The following is a 16,874-nucleotide window of genomic DNA, read 5'->3' on the forward strand; positions in this document are numbered from 1 at the left end:
CGATGAAACTATCAATAGTGGAAAACGGCAAAAAACGAGAAAGCAGTGTCGAATTCTCCCGTTTTGCCAAAGAGCTGAAAAAGAACGCCTGGAAAATCGCGCTGGCCGGTATCGTTGCCGGGGTCGTCGCGTATCCGTTAATCAGCATGATGTCCTCAAAGTATGTTTCAACGGCGACGGTGCTGATTAAGGCGCAGGCTGATAACGTTTCTCCGTTTCCACAGGTTGATGGTTTCGATTCAACACGCAGTGGTTACTACGAAACACAATATGCGTTGATGCATTCACGTATTGTGCTGGAGCAAGCCGTACGTGATATGAAGCTGGATGAAAACCCGGAGTTTACCGGGGAAAAAGCCGGTGCTCAGGGGGCTGATAGCAATGAAAGTCGGCAACTGAGAATGGAGCAAGCGCTGAAAACGTTATCGAAAAACCTGAATGTCATCGGTATTCGCACGACGAACCTGGCTTCCATTACCTATGAATCAACTTCGCCTCAGGTTGCGGCTGATATTGCCAACGGCGTCGCGCAGGCTTTCATCAACTATACGGTGGAGCAGAAACGTCTGAAGGTGGAGAAAGCTCGCGAACTGAATTTTGAAAAAATGGAAGAGATTCAGAAGTCGATAGCTAAGCAAAAAGACGAGATGGACAGCTATCTGAAAAATGCCGGGCTGCTGACCTTCCGCGGTATCGATGGTTTTGAAACCGAGCAGTTAAGTATCGTAACTAATCGCCTGGCCGATGCGACCCAGCGTCGGGTTGCCGCTGAATCCGTCTATAACGAGGTGAACGGGGGAGGTAAGTCCCTTGAGAGCGTTATCTCGCTGCCTTCGGTCTCTAACCACGCTCAGATCCAGGATTTGCGCATCGCGTTGATTCAGGCGCAACGAACGTTGTCCGAACAGCGTAAAGTCTATGGGCCAAAAAATCCCGCCATTTTAAAAGCAGAAGCCGATGTTCAGTCGATCCAAAGCCAGACCGGGCGGGTATTGGGCGAGCTGAAAGTCGGTTTACGTCAGCAATATCTGGCGGCGCTGGCGGACGAAAAAAACTATCAACAGCAAGTGATTGAGCAGAAAGAGATCTTCCAGAAAATGGCGTCAAAACGGGATGCCTGGAACAGTCAAAAGCTGTCGTTAGATAAAATGGAAGACCTGTATAAATCGCTTTATCAACGTACTCAGGAGTTGTCGCTGTCCGGCGTGAATGCCGATGCGGTGTTATACGACCCTGCGGTACCCGCGTTAAAACCGGCGAAACCGAATAAATCTTTATTGTTGCTGATGGTGGTCATGCTGGTGGTGGTGTTCAGCATCATGTATTTCATTGTCAAAGCGGCAATGGATAACTCAATCGGTACCCTCAGTCGCATGAAAAAACGGCTCAATGTTGTTCCGTTGGGTGAAATTCGTCGTTTTAGCGGAACCTCAGGGCGCGCACAGGTGCGAGACATGATCATGAAGAACCCGCTTAATGCCGATATTGTGCACGGTATCCGTACCCGGATTATGCTGGATAATCGACCTTTACAGACGCTCGCTATGGCGTCGACGGAGCACGGCGATGGGCGTTCTTTGTTGGCGAATCTGTTAGCGAACTCTTTTAGTTTCGACCAGAAAACACTGCTTATTGATGCAGATTTCTTTAACACTGGTGGGCTCACATCCGAGCTGGCGTCAGCTACATCCGCAGGCTTAGCGGAACTGCTGCGCGGGGAGACAGAGCTTGAACAGGCGAGGATCAAACTCAGTGATAACCTCGACTTTATTCCACACGGCAAGAACACCATCTCATCTTTACTGATGCTGTCGTCGGAGCATGTTGAACTCTTAATGCGCGAGTTGAAATCGCATTATCAGCGCATCATTATTGATGTTGCTGCCGTGAATCAGAGCCAGGATGTTCAACTGATCAAACGTGCCGTCGATGGCGTTGTTTTCATTGTGAAAGCCGGGGCGGGGTCCGCGGGACAAATCGCCAACGCGCTGGATAAGATCGAGGAAAATAACGGCGTGGTGATTGGTGCGGTGCTCAATGCAGTTGAAGAAAAGGATCTTGAGACGCAAGAGGGTCTGCGTTCACTGAACTTCAGTACCGATCAACTGATGGCAACGCCAGGCCGCGTATGAGTCTACTGAAGAGCGCTTCCACGATAGCCGGTTCATCAGTCATCTCGCAGTTGATTGGTGCACTGTCTATTTGGTTGATTTCACACAAGTACGATATGGCTGAAGTGGGACTTTATGCGCTCAACTACAGCATCGCCGTGGTGGGCGCTCAGGTGTGTACCTTTGCATCACAGCTGTTAATTCCTAAACAGCAGGATGACGAACTGGTGCAGAATGTTGTGTTTTGCCTGATCCAAAGCACGATCATTGCCTTACCGTATGCTGTGCTGACCGCGTGGCTGTTTCACCAGAACATTCTGTTTCTCTATTTGCTGACGCTGGCAACGGCGTGGGTTTTAATCTCGGAAAACCTGTCGCTACGCACGGCCAACTTTCGTTTTCTGATTTTCCAGCGTATTTCTGTCTCTGTGGTGGTATTACTTTCGGTTCTGGTTACGCACCATGTACAACTATTTTATTGGTCGTGGGCCTGCACGACGATGGTGCTGACCATAAGCTGTATTTTGCATTCGTTTGATATTCGTTCGGTGGCGGCCAGACATCTGCGGCCCACCAGTAATTGGCATTTTTTCAAACAGAATATTCATCACATTACCAAAGTGGGCAGCGCGGAAGTGCTGGCGATGGCCAGCAGCAATTTGCCTATTATGCTGATTAACTTTTGGTTCTCGGCGCTGACGGCGGGTTATTTTTCCGTGGTTAGCCGCTTTTGCCTGGCGCCGGTGGTGATCATCGGGAATGCGGTGCGCAATACTATTTTTTCCAAATGGTCTATCGACTTCAGAAATAATACCTTTAACTATCAGGAGTATACCAAGGTACGTATGCTATTGCTGGTACTAGGGGTTATCTGTACCCTTGGGGTTTTTATTTTCTATCCGATTGTGATGCGCCTCGGCTTTAGCGAAGACTGGATAAACTCCATTGAGACGTCACGCTACATGTTGCCCTATTTATTCCCGGCGCTGGCGATAAGCCCTCTGACGGTGATAGAGCTTATTTTTGGTTCCCATCGCTATTTTCTGCGTATCCAACTGGAACAGCTGGCGATTGTACTCTTCGCTTTTGTTGTGACGCCCTATTTTTATAAAGATTATGCAACGTCGGTCATCTTGTTTTCTTCACTGACATTTATTCGCTACGCCTTCATTTATCTGAAAATGAATAAGCGAGCCAATCTCCTGAAAGACAAGCCGGTGATACTATGACGCTGAATACCGGATACTATTTACAGGTTTATACCTTTGTCACGCTGATCCTGTGTGGCCTGGTGCAATACTTTACCGGCATGCAGTCAGTGCTGTGGATACCTTTTTTCCTGACCCTGTTGATGGTGGGATTATTGGTGATGCAGACGCGTGATGGCTCCTTACATCTCGATGCCCAGGAGACGATTGTCCTGGCGTTGTACTTTTCGTTTCTGGTGCTGGCTGGAGCATCGACGCTGATTCAGGGCGGTATCACCGTCGCGATTGTGGCATTTAAAAACGAAATTGCGCTGTCGCTGGTGATGATCTGTTTGCTGCTGGGCTTTTGCCGGGAATCACAGATTTACCGCGCAACGCGCTATCTGTATTGGGTGTTTTACGCGCAGATTCCGGTAATGATTTATCAGGTTTTACTGGTCGTTCCCCAGCGTGTTGCGGTGCGCGGCGAAGATGAGAAATGGGACTCCGTGGTTGGCACGTTTGGCGGTGACCCTATGGGAGGCGGGAATACTGCCGCAATGGGTTTGTTTTGCCTGTTAATTATGTTGTTAAAAGTCTCCGAATATAAGCATGGGCTCACCACGTTCAAGTCCATGGCGCTGCATATTGTTCTCGGTATCGGGTTATGCATCATTGGTGAAGTGAAGTTTGTCATCCTGCTATCGCCTATATTCCTGGCGTGGGTGTGGCTTTCACCGAGCTACGTCAAAGACGTTAGTAAGGTCAATCTGAAGACGTTGTTGGTTATTGTGGCGGGAATGCTGTTGCTTATTAGCCTGTCGATTGTGATCCTCGCGTACTATTATTCTACGGCGTTCGGCGGCGATCCGTCGAAAAGCTCGTTAAGTATTTTTATCGACTCCTTAAGCTATATCTTTGATCCGAACTATATTATGTCTACCGGTGAATTAGGGCGCTTTACGACGTTCCTGTTCTGGTTGAAAAATAACGATCTGTGGGGGCTTTCAGGAACGTTATTTGGCTACGGACTCAATGCAACTAACAGTGGTAGTACGGTGTCGCCGGGCTTTTTGAATATTATCTACAACTTAATTCTCGACTCGACTTCCCTGAGTATGCTGCTGTGGGAAGTTGGGGTGATCGGCACGTTACTCTTTATTAGCTTATTCATTTATATCCTGAAAGTTTGTCAGCCAAAGCCATTACTGACGCTTGAACAACTGGACCAGCAGGATCTCCAGTTATTGAGCTTTGCACCGGCGTTTAACGCTTTTGCTATCAGTTGCTTAATTAGCTTACCTTACAGCCAGATACTGATGATTACACCGATGTTACAATTCCTGTTCTATTTATCACTAGGATCAAGTTTAGTGATTCGTCGAACCGTCCTTCGCTGTGTAGGGTAATTGTATGGACCAAAAACCGTTTATTTCAGTGAGTATTAAAACACTCAATGAATCTAAATGTATTGAGAAGACGATTGACAGTATCCGTAAGCAGCTTATTGATTATCCACACAAAATTATTGTGGCAGATAGTCTGTCAACGGATAACACCCAACAGCTTGCGATCGATAAAGGGGTGACCGTAGTGTCCTTAACTGACCCTGGCGATCGCTGCTGTGGCGTCGGGCACCAGTTAGGTTATCTGTATAGTGAAGGGGAATATCTGTTGTTGATGGACGGCGATATGGAGCTGGAGGAGGGCTTTGTGGATCAGGCCGTCGCGTTTTTGCAGGCCGAACCAGAATATGCAGGCGTTGCGGGAACCGTTGAAATGGATGATGCCGTAAACTATGAATTTAAATCGCGTAAGCAACGCATTAATAAAATCTATCCACTCGGGGATAGCGATCATCTGGGTGGCGGTGGGCTGTATCGTCGGTCGGCAATTGAAAAAATTGGTTATCTGACTAACCGTAATTTGCACGCGTATGAAGAGGCTGAACTGGGCCTGCGTTTAATCGAAGCAGGCTATAAACTGCGGCGTCTGGATATTCCTTACTTCAGCCATACGTCACATACGCTGCCGACGTTTAAGATGCTGGCGCGGCGCTGGACCAGCGGTTATTACCAGGCACCGGGTGAACTTTTGCGTTGTAGTTGGGGGAAGCCCTGGTTTTCCCAGTCATTCAACATCGTGAAGAATGAGGCGGTATTTGCGCTCTACCTTATTCTCTTATTTGTGGCGATGCTCAGTTTAAATATCAATGTGTTTGCCGTTGCGCTTCTACCATTACTGGCGTTTGCTTTGTTGAAGATTGTGCAAAACCGCTCGTTAACAGATGGGCTGCAAAGCGTTATTAATTTAATCGTACGCTCAGCGGGGCTGATCAAAGGTATTTTTTATCCGGTACGCGATCCGCTGACTCCGCCTAACAGTAAAATCATTCATGAATAACCGGGGCAGGCGCCATGAAAGTATTATTGGTTAACAAGTTTTTTTTCATCAAAGGCGGCGCAGAAACAGTTTATTTTCAAGAGCGCGATATGCTGAAACAGGCCGGAGTGCAGGTTATTGATTTCTCTATGCAGCATGAGAATAATTTCCCCTCGGACTATACGGATTATTTCGTCAGTAATGTGGACTACCACAAAGCGAGCAATCTGCTGGGTGGTATCAAAACGGCGGTTAACTTTATTCATAATTCGCAGGCCTGTAAAAAAATGCTGGCGCTATTAGAAAAAGAGCGCCCGGATATCGTCCACTTTCACAACATCTACCATCAGTTAACACCGGCGTTGATTAAAGTTGCGCGCAATTTTGGCTGCAAAACGGTGCTGACTGCGCATGACTATAAGATTGTGTGCCCCGCGTATTCCATGCTGCGCGACGGCAAAGTGTGTGATTCTTGTATTACCGGAACGGTTTTCAATGCCTTCAGGTATCGTTGTCAGGAAGGTTCAGCCTCAAAAAGTCTTCTGCTCTCTTTGGAGGCAACCTGGCAGTACATTGCACAAAACTATCAGGCACTGGATGTGATTGTTTCACCAAGCGTTTTTTTACGCGGTGTCTTGCTGCGCACGCTGCCAAATTCGCGCATTGATGTCATCGTCAATGGCGTTGATGACAGCCGTCCCCTGGCTGAAGTGAGCGATGAGGGCTATATGCTGTACTTTGGCCGTCTGAGCCGTGAAAAGGGCGTGGCAACGTTGTTGGCAGCGCATAAAAAAATGCAGAACAAAGCGCCGCTGAAAGTTGTAGGGCACGGTCCGTTGCATGATGAATTAGCCGCCAAATACCCTGATGTTGAGTTTTTAGGTTATGTGCAACAAGGGGAAGCGCTCGATAAGCTTATTAAGCATGCGCGAGCGGTGATCCTGCCTTCAGAATGCTATGAAAACTGTTCAATGGCGATATTAGAGGCGATGTCCTTAGGCAAGCCGGTTATCGGGTCGCGCATCGGCGGTATACCGGAACAAATTCGTGACGGTATCGAAGGGATTTTATTCGAACCGGGTAATGTGCATGAGTTAGCCAATGCGATGGACGCTCTGGCCGACTCGCCTGAGAAGGCGAGGAATATGGGTTTACATGGACGTGCACGGTTGAGTGAAAAATATGCGCTGAGTAAACATATGGATACCCTACAGGCGCTGTATAAAGAACTGCTGAGCAGGCCATAGTATGAGTAAAAAAATAACGGTTTTTGGAACGCGTGGTATTCCCGATGTATTGGGCGGTGTGGAGACACACTGTCAGAATCTTTATCCTGCCATTAAGCAGCAGTTCGACGTGGATATTTGCGTGATCGCTCGCTCGCCATATGTAAATTACAAACGATCTGTATATAAAAAAGTCGAAACCTACGCGCTGTGGGCACCCAAAAAGCGCTCGCTGGAAGCGATTGTCCATTCCGTTTTAGCGGCGTTTAGGACACGTATCGACCATTCAGATATTGTGCATGTCCATGCTATCGGCCCTGGCCTTGTGATCCCATTATTACGCGTGTTAGGGAAGAAGGTGGTTTTTACCCACCACGGGCCCGATTACGATCGCCAGAAATGGGGATTTGTAGCCAAAAAAATATTGTTGCTGGGTGAGCGTTGGGCGGTGAGATATGCCAACGAGGTGATTGTGATTTCTGAAGTTATTAATCAATTGATCCAGAAAAAACACGGTCGCTATGATGCGCATTTAATTCACAATGGCGTGAACGAGCCGCGGTTATTATCACAGCTCACCATCGACAATACGCTCTCCCGCTTTGGGCTGCAGCCGAAAAACTACCTCGTGGTGGTTGGGCGGTTTGTGGAAGAAAAAGGGATGCATGATGCCATCGCCGCTTATCAACACAGCGGTTTGACCATACCGTTAGTGTTAATTGGCGATGCGGATCATCCGACCGAATACAGCGTGCGCCTCAAAAAGCTTGCCGCCGACACGCCAGGTGTTGTGATGACTGGTTTTTTACGTGGTGACGAACTTCAGGCGGTGTTTTCGCAGGCTAAATTGTTTGTGATGCCCTCATACCATGAAGGATTGCCTATTGCGCTGCTGGAGGCAATGTCATTTTCTCTTCCGGCCGTCGTCAGTGATATTCCGGCTAACCTTGAAGTTCAACTGCCCGCCGAGGCCTATTTTAAGGTGGGAGATGTAACCGGTCTGGCTGAAAAATTAGGCCAAGGGGCAACAGCAAATAGCGTGGACTATGGTGTATATTTGCAAAACTACAATTGGCATGAAATCGCCAAAAAGACGGTTAACGTCTACCACTCCATTGATAAAGATATAGGTTAATTTTGACCAGTCCTCAAAATCGTCCTCCTGCCATCGAACGGTTTTACGCTCACCTTGATGAGCGGATATCGGAGGAATTGACCCCTGAACAAAAAGAAGGGGTGGAAAAAGCGCTCCTTGCTACAACCCTGACTTCGCGGCATCAGATCGATATTCGCAGAAGCTTTCCTTTTTTCAGTAAGCGTTATTATCTGGTTTTTTTGTTTGGCAGAGATTTACGCCGCCAGCATCGCCAGGAATCAACCCTGTCGAGAATATTGCTCACTTTTTTGCTGCTGATTGCCGTGCTATTCGTCACCTGCTGCATATTGCTGACGCTGTATATGATCAAATCCGCGTTAGGTATTGATGTGTTCCAAAATTTTCACGTAGGTATCTGGGACTGGTGGTTAAGCCTGAAAGACCGCTAGCGTTAACAAATTGGTGGAGGACGTCATTGCGATGAAGCGTAAATGGGTTTGTGCGTTGTTGTGCATGTTTTTCCCGCTGACGGTTATGGCCGCATTGACGACCGTTACCCCCAAAGCATTGACGGGCCCGTTAACCAATCCGGGGATTGGCGTGGCAAGTTTTCATCAGGGATATGGTGAAACGCTGGGGCTGGCGGACTATCCCAATACCGGATTTGAATACGAGCGTTTTTACTGGCGGGACCTGGAGCCAGTCGAAGGCCAGTACAATTTTGCGTTGGTGGATGATGCCTTCAAATACGCGGCGGCACATCGCCCTGCGATGAATGTCGGGCTACGATTTATGGCTCTGGCAGAGCCGGAAAGCGGTTCGCAAATTCCTGACTGGCTGATTAAAAAAGGCGTGAAAGGAACCTGGACGCCGGATAAAAAGACATTTGCCCCGGATTTAGACGATCCTCTGTTTATTCAATACAGCCAGCGTCTGTTGAACGCATTTGGTAAGCGCTACGATGGTAATGAGAATCTCGCGTTTGTTGATATTGGCATGGTGGGATCGTGGGGAGAATGGCATAACAGCAACTTCCCTAACCTGAAGCCATTACTGGAGCGATACACCACGGCGCAACTGGATCGCTACGTCGCGATGCACTTTTCTGCTTTTCCGGTGACGCCAAAAACCATGCTGATAAGCGGCGGTCAAAGTCTGGCGAATGCGGTGGCGCGTGGGGCTGGGTGGCGTGCGGACTGTTGGGGGGACCTGCGCGTATTTTCGGACTCCTGGAACCATATGGCTGATGATTACCCCCAGCGATTGCTGGCTGCGCAGCAGAGTTATTCAGGGTTTAACGATGCCTGGAAACGTGCGCCGGTGAGTCTGGAGATCTGCTCGTATATGCAGGACTGGAAGAACACCTTTCACTATACACGTTCTGAAGTGCAGGGGATTTTTGACTGGGCGGTCAAGCAGCACGCCAGTACGATTAACCTGAAATCGAGAACGATACCCAGCGACTATCGACCGATTGTCGACAATGCGCTGACCAAATTGGGCTATCGATTTCGCCTTGCGTCCCTGAGCCATGAGTCCGTGTGGGACAGCGGACAAACGCTGACATTAAACAGTACCTGGTACAATGAGGGTATCGCACCGATTTATCTGCCTTACATGCTGGCATTCCGGGTCGTAGACAGCGCCAATAAGGTGGTGGCACAGGGGAATTCCGCGGAGGATATTCGCCGCTGGCTCCCCGGTAAGTATCAGGTCAGTTATGCGTTATCTATGCCAGGCCGACTGGCGAAAGGGCAATACGCGATTGAGGTTGCGATGCTGGATAAGTCGGGTGCGGCGAGAATTAACTTTGCCAATGAAGGAAAGCAGAGCAGCGGCTGGTACCGGGTATCAACAATAACGGTACGCTAGTCAGACACAGCAGCGAGCCTGACGGTCAGGCTCGCTGCTGAGAACATTAAATTTGATACCCATTCGGGTTATTTTTTTGCCAGTTCCAGGTGTCACGCATCATTTCATCAAGGTTGTAGATGGCCTTCCAACCTAGCTCTTTGTATGCCAGCGATGGGTCAGACCAACATTCGGCAATATCACCCGGTCTTCTGTCGACAAACTGATAGTTTATTTTTGTCTGCGCTGCTTTTTCAAATGCCTCAATCAGATTAATCACGGAATAACCAACACCGGTACCGAGATTAATCACTTTGTAAGCCGCGCCTTTGTTCTGGCAATCCAGCGCGGCTAAATGACCGGTCGCCAGATCCATGACGTGAATATAATCACGCACACCGGTACCATCAGGGGTTGGATAATCATTACCGTACACCGACACGGTTTCCAGCTTACCAATCGCGACCTGGGAGATATACGGAACCAGGTTATTAGGGATACCGTTAGGATCTTCACCAATCCGACCCGATGGATGGGCGCCAACCGGGTTGAAATAGCGCAGGCAGGTAATGCGAAAATCGGGTTGTGCACGTGAGAAGTCGGCCAGAATTTGTTCGACCATCAACTTAGAGGTGCCGTACGGATTAGTGGTGCCGCCCGTAGGTGATTGCTCGCTCAGCGGCACGCTTTCTGGATTACCATATACCGTGGCAGATGAGCTAAAAATGAAACGATTAACGCCTGCAGCCAGCATTTCATCCAGCAAAACCAGCGTACCGGTGACGTTGTTTTCATAGTAGGCGAGGGGCTCTTTTATCGACTCTGAAACCGATTTGAGTCCCGCAAAATGAATGACATCGGTGATGTTATGGTCGGCGAAAATGTTTTTTAATGCCTGCCTGTCGAGAACATCGGCGATATAGACAATGGGCTCTCTTCCGGTGAGTTCCGCGACCCTGTCCAGCGAGATTCTGCTGGCGTTCGCCAGATTATCGATGACTACGACATCATCGCCTCTTTCCAGTAGCGTTAACACAGTATGTGAACCAATATAACCTGCACCACCAGTGACAAGAATTGCCATACAGACTCCAGATAAACGGGGATTGATTCACGCCAGTACCATAGAGAACGCGTTATTGGTTACGTTTGGTAAGGTAATAGTTGCGATACCTCACCATGCATTTATAAGATATTTTTTTAAGTATAGATAAAAAGCTGAATTTATTTATTTTTGTATCATAAACAATATAGTTATTTGAGAAGTTCAGCGTGTGGACGCCGTCACTGTGGTTGATCGACGAATTGATTTGTTCGATCAGAGCTTCAGCAAAATTAGCGTCATTCAGCGTCACTAATTCTTTGATATAGATTGATTTTCCATAAGTTTCCGGCGTGCATTCCTGAGTAAGGAAGTATATTTTGTTATCAACATGATAAGGGGCACCCGCTCCCCGATGATGAGGATTGCTCACCTTCAATGAGGGGGTAATCCGCTGCCATTGTCCATAAATATGATCTGCTGAATGAATAATTATTTCGTTATCCATCGTGGTGGACAACAGATAACAGGTTTCATTAATTGAGATAAATACGTTGTCGGTTAATTTGGTATCAGAGATTAAAACTTTAACTTGCTTCCAGCGTGCAGGGAACTCAATTGACTGAAACAGTATTACCTCTTTTCTTTCTGAAGACTCGGGGATCATGAACAGTTGATCGTTGATATGTATCAGATAAGGGAATGACAAATGACACTTTAAGTCGTCAAAGCCTTCAAGCCTAATATCTTCAAGTTCAACCAGTTCACGGTCTAGAACGCGACATCGTAGCGTGCCTTTTGAGTTGCGGAAGCTAAGAGCTTCATAGAAAACATACAGTTTATCGTCTTTTTCAATCAGAAAAGGATCGGCCTGAAATGTATATTTCTTTTTTAACTGCTGCGCAGTGGATTTGCTTAATATCTCCAGAGTGTTGTCGGGGAATGAGTGTGTACCATTATCCTTAATAAGCATGATGTCCCACGACTCATGATAAAATAACTTATCCATTATTCTTTTTATTTTTTTTTGCATCTGCACCTGCTCCTTTTTATCGCCTGCACCATGTATGAACAGCTGTTTGCGACTCAGTGAATGAGCCTGTCGCAATGTTGTATAAATGTGCGAAAACCGATGTGGAACACCAGTGGCTACTTTAAAACTAGTCGCGAGCCCGTTTTTTGTCCACTAACAGAAATAGGGAGAGGAGATGTCCAGAGCATCCTTGCTCCAGTGGGGGAATTACTCGAAATGCACCTGCGGGTTATCTGCAAGGGAAACGTAGGTTTTGCTGTTTTTATCCAGGGTACGGATTTCACCGCTTTCGATGTCATACACCCAACCGTGCAGACGAAGCGCATTATTGCGCAGCCCAACCGCGACACAAGGATGCGTTTTAATGTTGTTAAGCTGTGCGATAACGTTCTCTTCCACCATGGCGTTAACTTTATCGATTGGGTTATCCCAGGTTTTTTTATCGACCACGGCTTTCGCGGCATCGGCATAGTGCAGCCAGTGAGCGACAGCGGGCATCGGATCCAGGGGCTGGCTATCGGCAATAGCTTTCATCGCGCCACAATTAGAGTGACCGCAGATGACGATATCCGTTACGCCAAGTGCGACAACCGCGTATTCGATGGTTGCGGATACACCACCCGGTTCCGGACCAAATGACGGTACGATATTACCGGCGTTGCGGATAACGAAAAGCTGTCCTGGATCTTGCTGAGTAACGAGTTCTGGTACCAGGCGGCTATCGGAACAGGAGATGAAAAGTGCCTTAGGATTCTGGCTGGATGCCAGGCTGCGGAAGAGTTCCTTGCGTTGAGGGAAAATCTCTTTTTGGAAGTTGAGGAAGCCCTCGATGATATGTTGCATAGCAGTGTCTCTTGTCTCTGTTTAAGCAGGTTATGATGAAGATCACACTTTCCAGTTTAACACCAGCCGACAGAAGGGAAAGACTTTATAGCACTTCAGCAACATCTTTGGATAATTTTGCCCCACCGTGGCAGGGCAAATCGTGTGATGTACGCTATGCGTTCTGCCATTTCTGGTATGCCGCTTTTAGCCTGTTCATCGCTTCTACCAGTACCGGGCGGGGGCAGCCAACGTTGAGTCTCATGTGCCCCTCTCCACCGGGACCGTATTGCGCCCCAGGTGACAGGCCAAGCCTGGCGTCATGCACAAAAAAAGCGCTTAGCTGCTCATCGCTGAGATCCATTTTTTCCGCATTCAGAAATAACAGATACGACGCGCCGCCATACACTATTGAGATCAAAGGACAGTGCTTTTCAATTTCACTTTTCACAAACGCTACATTGTCGGCCAGATAGGCCAATAATTTCTGGTGCCAGTCGGCGCAATGGGTAAAAGCGCTATAAATGGCCGCCTGCTGTAATGAATGCGTCTCGGCAAGGTAGCAGTTATCCAGAAAGTGGTAGAACTGATGGCGTAATTCATCATTCTTAATAATGGCGATTCCGCCCTGGATCGCCGCCGTATTGAAGGTCTTGCTGATGGAAGTAAGCACGATTGACCGACTATCTGGTGCTTCATCAACAGTAAAAAACGGCAAATGGCGCTTTCCTGGCAGGGTTAAATCACTATGCACTTCATCAGACAGAATGATGACGCCAGCCTGCTGGCAATAGTGGCTTATTTTTTCCAACGTTTCCCGCGACCACACCATTCCACCTGGATTATGCGGTGAAGGGAACAAAAACATTTTGCACTGCTTGAGTTTCTCGCTGAAATCATGCCAGTCAAATTCATAGTGCCCGTTTTTCTCAATGAGGCGCGTCTGAATCAAATTCCTACCGCTGGTGTTTACCAGATTAGGATAGGGATCATAGATTGGCGTACAGGTTAAAATATTATCGCCTGGACGGGTAAGCGCCATTAAAGAGAGTACGATAGTTTTTATAACACCGGGAATAAAATGTAACCAGTGTGCCTTGATATCGGCATCATACTGTTGTGCATACCAATGAATAACAGATTCTTTCCATTGTGGATAATCCAGGTTATAGCCTTGCACAGGCTGCGACACCACCGAACGCAGCGTGCTCATGATTGGCTCTGGTGTCGCAAAATCCATATCTGCAATCCACAGCGGTAATACATCGGTGGTACCGTACATCTGTTGTAATTGCCCGTATTTACGACAATTAACATCCCTTGTGACAATATCATCAAACAAAGACATTGTTGACTCCTGGAAAGTCTCTGAAAATAGTGTAAGCAACGCAAAAGCGAAGAATGTTTATGTATATCTAATGGATATGTTTAATTTACCCTGGTGATAGCTAATATTTAGCTATTTAGTCGTTTATGATTTTTGCTCAACCATATTCTCAGTGGCTTCATTGGGCTCATATTTAGCAATGCCAATACCGGTTGCCGCCCACAGTAGGGCAAAGATGACACCGCTGTAACAGAGGATTGCCCAGGGCAAGTAATCAAGCGTGGCAACGCCCAGCATAGTGGCGCAATAAACGCCTGAGGCAGACCATGGGATAATCGGTTCGACAACGGTTCCGGCATCTTCAGTGGTTCGCGAGAGGTTTTTTGCCGCAAGACCTCGCTTTTTGTACTCCTCTTTAAAGGCATCACCGCACAGCAGCAACGGTAAGGTCCCATTTGCCGTGCAGGCACAGATGGTAAATGTCGTCACAATCGTGGTAGCCACCAGGCGGAATGTGGATTTAACGCCTTTTGTCAGTGCGTTTATCACGGTGTGCAGAGAGCCTGTCGCACTCATTGCCCCGGCAAAGCTGAAGGCGCTGAAAACGGTAACGAAGCTGCTAAACATTGAAATAGCGCCGCCTCGCTCCAGCAAGCGGGAAACATCGGAAGACAGTGTCGGCAGATTATCTCCGGTAAGCATTGCGAGCTTAAAGCCACTGACCACGGATTCGCCGACAGAGGATGCCGTAAATTGCTGAAAGACTAACGCCAAAATCATTGAGACTATCGTAGATAAAAAGAGCATCGGAATGGGCGGTCTTTTTGACAGTGAGCCATATAAAACGATGATCGGCGGGAGTAGCAGCAGAATATTAAAGTGATAAATCTGACCAATAGAATTCATCAAGTTGGTAATGTTTTCAGGCGCGCTGGACGAGGCATCAATGCCCATGCCCATATAGCTGTAAACGACGCAGCAAATAATAAAACCCGGGCCGGTAGTCCACAGCAGGTGGCCGATATGCGAGTACAGGTTTACCCCGGCAGCCAGTGCAGCCATGTTGGTTGAATCAGAAACCGGTGAGAGCTTATCACCAAACCAGCAGCCTGAAACAATGGCACCAGCGGCAATGGGCAGCGAGACATTCAGACCAATCGCTACACCAATCATGGCAATACCAACGGTCCCGATAGAACCCCAGGAGGTACCGGTGCATACTGAGATCAGTGCTCCCAGCATAAATGCCGAAATATAGAAATACTGCGGGTTAATCCACTTCAAACCATAATAAATCATCATTGGAATAGTGCCTGACACCATCCATGCGCCAATTAAGAAACCGATACTGGCGACAATTAATATGACCGGCAGCGCTTCAGATATTTTATTGCAAATAGATTGTAGAATGTCATCCCACGTGTAGCCGTGAGCGATGGCGATAAACGAGGCGGTTGCCGTTCCCATCAGGATCATGGGTTCAGCACGAATATTGAAGATAAAATATCCGATGCTAATCCCGCCCAGCATGACTACCATGGGTAAAACTGACCAAAAGAAAGACAATGGCTTTCTGTTGTTGGCGGTACAGTTATTTAATTCCATAATTCCATCCCAATCATTAATGGTTGAACACGTCAAATAAATACCTGCTACAGGTCACTCATGTCTGAGTAACATAGTTGCCAGAGCTCATGGCTGAACCCTATTTTATTAACTGCTGCAGATTATCTTTTTTGACCTGCTATTCTGGTGCTTATATTTTAGTAGTAAGGTAAGAGAACGTTTGGTGAATAAATTACCCCTCGGCATAAGGTGAATGATGTCGGCGTTGTTGACTCAATTTGCGATACTGCTGTGGTGGCATGCCGACGTATTTATGGAACGAGCTGTAAAATCGACTGCTGGAGCGAAAACCTGCAATTGTAGCGATATCCAGAATTGTTTTATCCGTATCGCTGAGTAAAGCCCGCACATGGTTAATGCGCATCGCGGTAATATACTGTTTCATCGTCAGTTGCATCACCCGGTGAAAAATACCCATCGCATAATTGGGATTGAGCTTAACGTGTTCGGCAATAGCATCAACCGTAAGCTGTTTGTCGCAGTTGGCGGCAATAAACTCCAGCATCTGGCTGACGTAAAACTGTGAATGCCGTGAAATACTGTTTTTCTGGGTACGCGACGTTTTGTTACCCAGTACCGGCCGCCAGCCAGCGAGGCTAAAGCGCTTGAGCATTAGCGCGATTTCATCAATGGCTAACTGGCGAATTTGTTCGTTATCGCTATTGAGTTCATTCTGCCAACGCTGTACTTCAAACGCGCTCAGCTGCTGTGAAGCCAACGAAGTAATCACCATCCCGTGGGTCACGTGATTAATCAGCTCCCTGTCCAGCGGCCAGGATAAAAACAGATGCATCGGTAAGTTGAAGATGGCCATCTGTTTACAGTGCCCGGCATCCGTGAGTTGATGGGGAGTACAGGCCCAGAACAAGGTGATAAAACCCTGTTTGCTCTTCACCACTTCGTCATTAAAAAGATACTCCACATCACCATCAAATGGCACGTTCACCTCAACCTGGCCATGCCAGTGGCTGTAGGTCATAGCCAGCGGCGCCCGCAGTTCGACATCCATACGCTGATACTCGGAATAGAGCGCCAGCGGACTTCGCGACTTTTTCTCATAGCTACGACACATATGAGGGTCGAGCGGCAGCTGCGGGGTACTTTTTGCCATTATGGTTGGGTTCCTGGATAGTGATTCCGGCCATGGGGTAACGCCAAAGCATGAACATAG

General features: G+C 47.7%; 14 protein-coding genes. 8 read left to right on the plus strand and 6 right to left on the minus strand.

The features are described from left to right. Positions 1-2: 2 nt before the first annotated feature. The 8 genes from OGY09_RS03365 to OGY09_RS03400 are packed head-to-tail and all read left to right on the plus strand — an operon-like array spanning position 3 to position 9,874. Positions 3-2,132, plus strand: a complete 2,130-nt coding sequence (locus OGY09_RS03365; RefSeq protein WP_032944675.1) for a GumC family protein — start codon at positions 3-5, stop codon at positions 2,130-2,132. Beyond that, complete coding sequence (locus tag OGY09_RS03370) at positions 2,129-3,340, plus strand: lipopolysaccharide biosynthesis protein (protein WP_032944673.1); 1,212 nt, start codon at positions 2,129-2,131, stop codon at positions 3,338-3,340. Before OGY09_RS03365 ends, OGY09_RS03370 begins: the two co-directional genes overlap by 4 nt. Then, positions 3,337-4,707, plus strand: coding sequence for a hypothetical protein (locus tag OGY09_RS03375; protein WP_008785587.1), 1,371 nt, complete (start codon positions 3,337-3,339; stop codon positions 4,705-4,707). The genes OGY09_RS03370 and OGY09_RS03375 overlap by 4 nt, the downstream gene beginning before the upstream one ends. Positions 4,708-4,711: 4 nt before the next feature. Further along, complete coding sequence (locus OGY09_RS03380; RefSeq protein WP_008785586.1) at positions 4,712-5,701, plus strand: glycosyltransferase family 2 protein; 990 nt, start codon at positions 4,712-4,714, stop codon at positions 5,699-5,701. 14 nt (positions 5,702-5,715) lie between these two features. Next, positions 5,716-6,927, plus strand: a complete 1,212-nt coding sequence (locus tag OGY09_RS03385; protein WP_008785585.1) for a glycosyltransferase family 4 protein — start codon at positions 5,716-5,718, stop codon at positions 6,925-6,927. A 1-nt stretch (position 6,928) separates the two neighbouring features. Continuing rightward, a complete protein-coding gene (locus tag OGY09_RS03390) occupies positions 6,929-8,041 on the plus strand; it encodes a glycosyltransferase family 4 protein (RefSeq protein ID WP_032944672.1) in 1,113 nt (370 codons plus the stop codon). A gap of 2 nt (positions 8,042-8,043) precedes the next feature. Further along, positions 8,044-8,451, plus strand: a complete 408-nt coding sequence (locus OGY09_RS03395; protein ID WP_032944671.1) for a hypothetical protein — start codon at positions 8,044-8,046, stop codon at positions 8,449-8,451. Positions 8,452-8,482: 31 nt separating this feature from the next. Beyond that, a complete protein-coding gene (locus OGY09_RS03400; RefSeq protein WP_032944669.1) occupies positions 8,483-9,874 on the plus strand; it encodes a DUF4832 domain-containing protein in 1,392 nt (463 codons plus the stop codon). Between the two features lie 46 nt (positions 9,875-9,920). Here OGY09_RS03400 and galE read toward each other — a convergent pair whose 3' ends face one another. The 6 genes from galE to melR all read right to left on the minus strand — a co-directional run bounded on the left by galE (position 9,921) and on the right by melR (position 16,814). Further along, positions 9,921-10,937 carry a UDP-glucose 4-epimerase GalE gene (gene galE, locus OGY09_RS03405; RefSeq protein ID WP_032944667.1) on the minus strand — a complete coding sequence of 339 codons (1,017 nt, stop codon included), beginning with the start codon at positions 10,935-10,937 and terminating at the stop codon, positions 9,921-9,923. Between the two features lie 52 nt (positions 10,938-10,989). Further along, positions 10,990-11,928 carry a glucosamine inositolphosphorylceramide transferase family protein gene (locus OGY09_RS03410; RefSeq protein WP_032944665.1) on the minus strand — a complete coding sequence of 313 codons (939 nt, stop codon included), beginning with the start codon at positions 11,926-11,928 and terminating at the stop codon, positions 10,990-10,992. A gap of 207 nt (positions 11,929-12,135) precedes the next feature. Continuing rightward, positions 12,136-12,771 carry a carbonic anhydrase gene (locus OGY09_RS03415; RefSeq protein ID WP_003826059.1) on the minus strand — a complete coding sequence of 212 codons (636 nt, stop codon included), beginning with the start codon at positions 12,769-12,771 and terminating at the stop codon, positions 12,136-12,138. Positions 12,772-12,925: 154 nt separating this feature from the next. After that, positions 12,926-14,098 carry a MalY/PatB family protein gene (locus tag OGY09_RS03420; RefSeq protein ID WP_032944664.1) on the minus strand — a complete coding sequence of 391 codons (1,173 nt, stop codon included), beginning with the start codon at positions 14,096-14,098 and terminating at the stop codon, positions 12,926-12,928. A 123-nt stretch (positions 14,099-14,221) separates the two neighbouring features. After that, complete coding sequence (gene nhaC / locus OGY09_RS03425; protein ID WP_032944663.1) at positions 14,222-15,682, minus strand: Na+/H+ antiporter NhaC; 1,461 nt, start codon at positions 15,680-15,682, stop codon at positions 14,222-14,224. A gap of 193 nt (positions 15,683-15,875) precedes the next feature. After that, positions 15,876-16,814 carry a transcriptional regulator MelR gene (gene melR, locus OGY09_RS03430; protein ID WP_003826064.1) on the minus strand — a complete coding sequence of 313 codons (939 nt, stop codon included), beginning with the start codon at positions 16,812-16,814 and terminating at the stop codon, positions 15,876-15,878. Positions 16,815-16,874: the final 60 nt, after the last annotated feature.

It is taken from the genome of Citrobacter sp. Cpo071, from assembly GCF_030332765.1.
Classification (GTDB): Bacteria; Pseudomonadota; Gammaproteobacteria; order Enterobacterales; family Enterobacteriaceae; genus Citrobacter; species Citrobacter portucalensis.

What these genes read in the sequence shown, in the direction of transcription:
- OGY09_RS03365 (WP_032944675.1), top strand. Translation starts at nt 3, where the DNA reads ATGAAACTATCAATAGTGGAAAACGGCAAAAAACGAGAAAGCAGTGTC.
- OGY09_RS03370 (WP_032944673.1), top strand. Translation starts at nt 2,129, where the DNA reads ATGAGTCTACTGAAGAGCGCTTCCACGATAGCCGGTTCATCAGTCATC.
- OGY09_RS03375 (WP_008785587.1), top strand. Translation starts at nt 3,337, where the DNA reads ATGACGCTGAATACCGGATACTATTTACAGGTTTATACCTTTGTCACG.
- OGY09_RS03380 (WP_008785586.1), top strand. Translation starts at nt 4,712, where the DNA reads ATGGACCAAAAACCGTTTATTTCAGTGAGTATTAAAACACTCAATGAA.
- OGY09_RS03385 (WP_008785585.1), top strand. Translation starts at nt 5,716, where the DNA reads ATGAAAGTATTATTGGTTAACAAGTTTTTTTTCATCAAAGGCGGCGCA.
- OGY09_RS03390 (WP_032944672.1), top strand. Translation starts at nt 6,929, where the DNA reads ATGAGTAAAAAAATAACGGTTTTTGGAACGCGTGGTATTCCCGATGTA.
- OGY09_RS03400 (WP_032944669.1), top strand. Translation starts at nt 8,483, where the DNA reads ATGAAGCGTAAATGGGTTTGTGCGTTGTTGTGCATGTTTTTCCCGCTG.
- galE (WP_032944667.1), bottom strand. Translation starts at nt 10,937, where the DNA reads ATGGCAATTCTTGTCACTGGTGGTGCAGGTTATATTGGTTCACATACT.
- OGY09_RS03410 (WP_032944665.1), bottom strand. Translation starts at nt 11,928, where the DNA reads ATGCAAAAAAAAATAAAAAGAATAATGGATAAGTTATTTTATCATGAG.
- OGY09_RS03415 (WP_003826059.1), bottom strand. Translation starts at nt 12,771, where the DNA reads ATGCAACATATCATCGAGGGCTTCCTCAACTTCCAAAAAGAGATTTTC.
- OGY09_RS03420 (WP_032944664.1), bottom strand. Translation starts at nt 14,098, where the DNA reads ATGTCTTTGTTTGATGATATTGTCACAAGGGATGTTAATTGTCGTAAA.
- nhaC (WP_032944663.1), bottom strand. Translation starts at nt 15,682, where the DNA reads ATGGAATTAAATAACTGTACCGCCAACAACAGAAAGCCATTGTCTTTC.
- melR (WP_003826064.1), bottom strand. Translation starts at nt 16,814, where the DNA reads ATGGCAAAAAGTACCCCGCAGCTGCCGCTCGACCCTCATATGTGTCGT.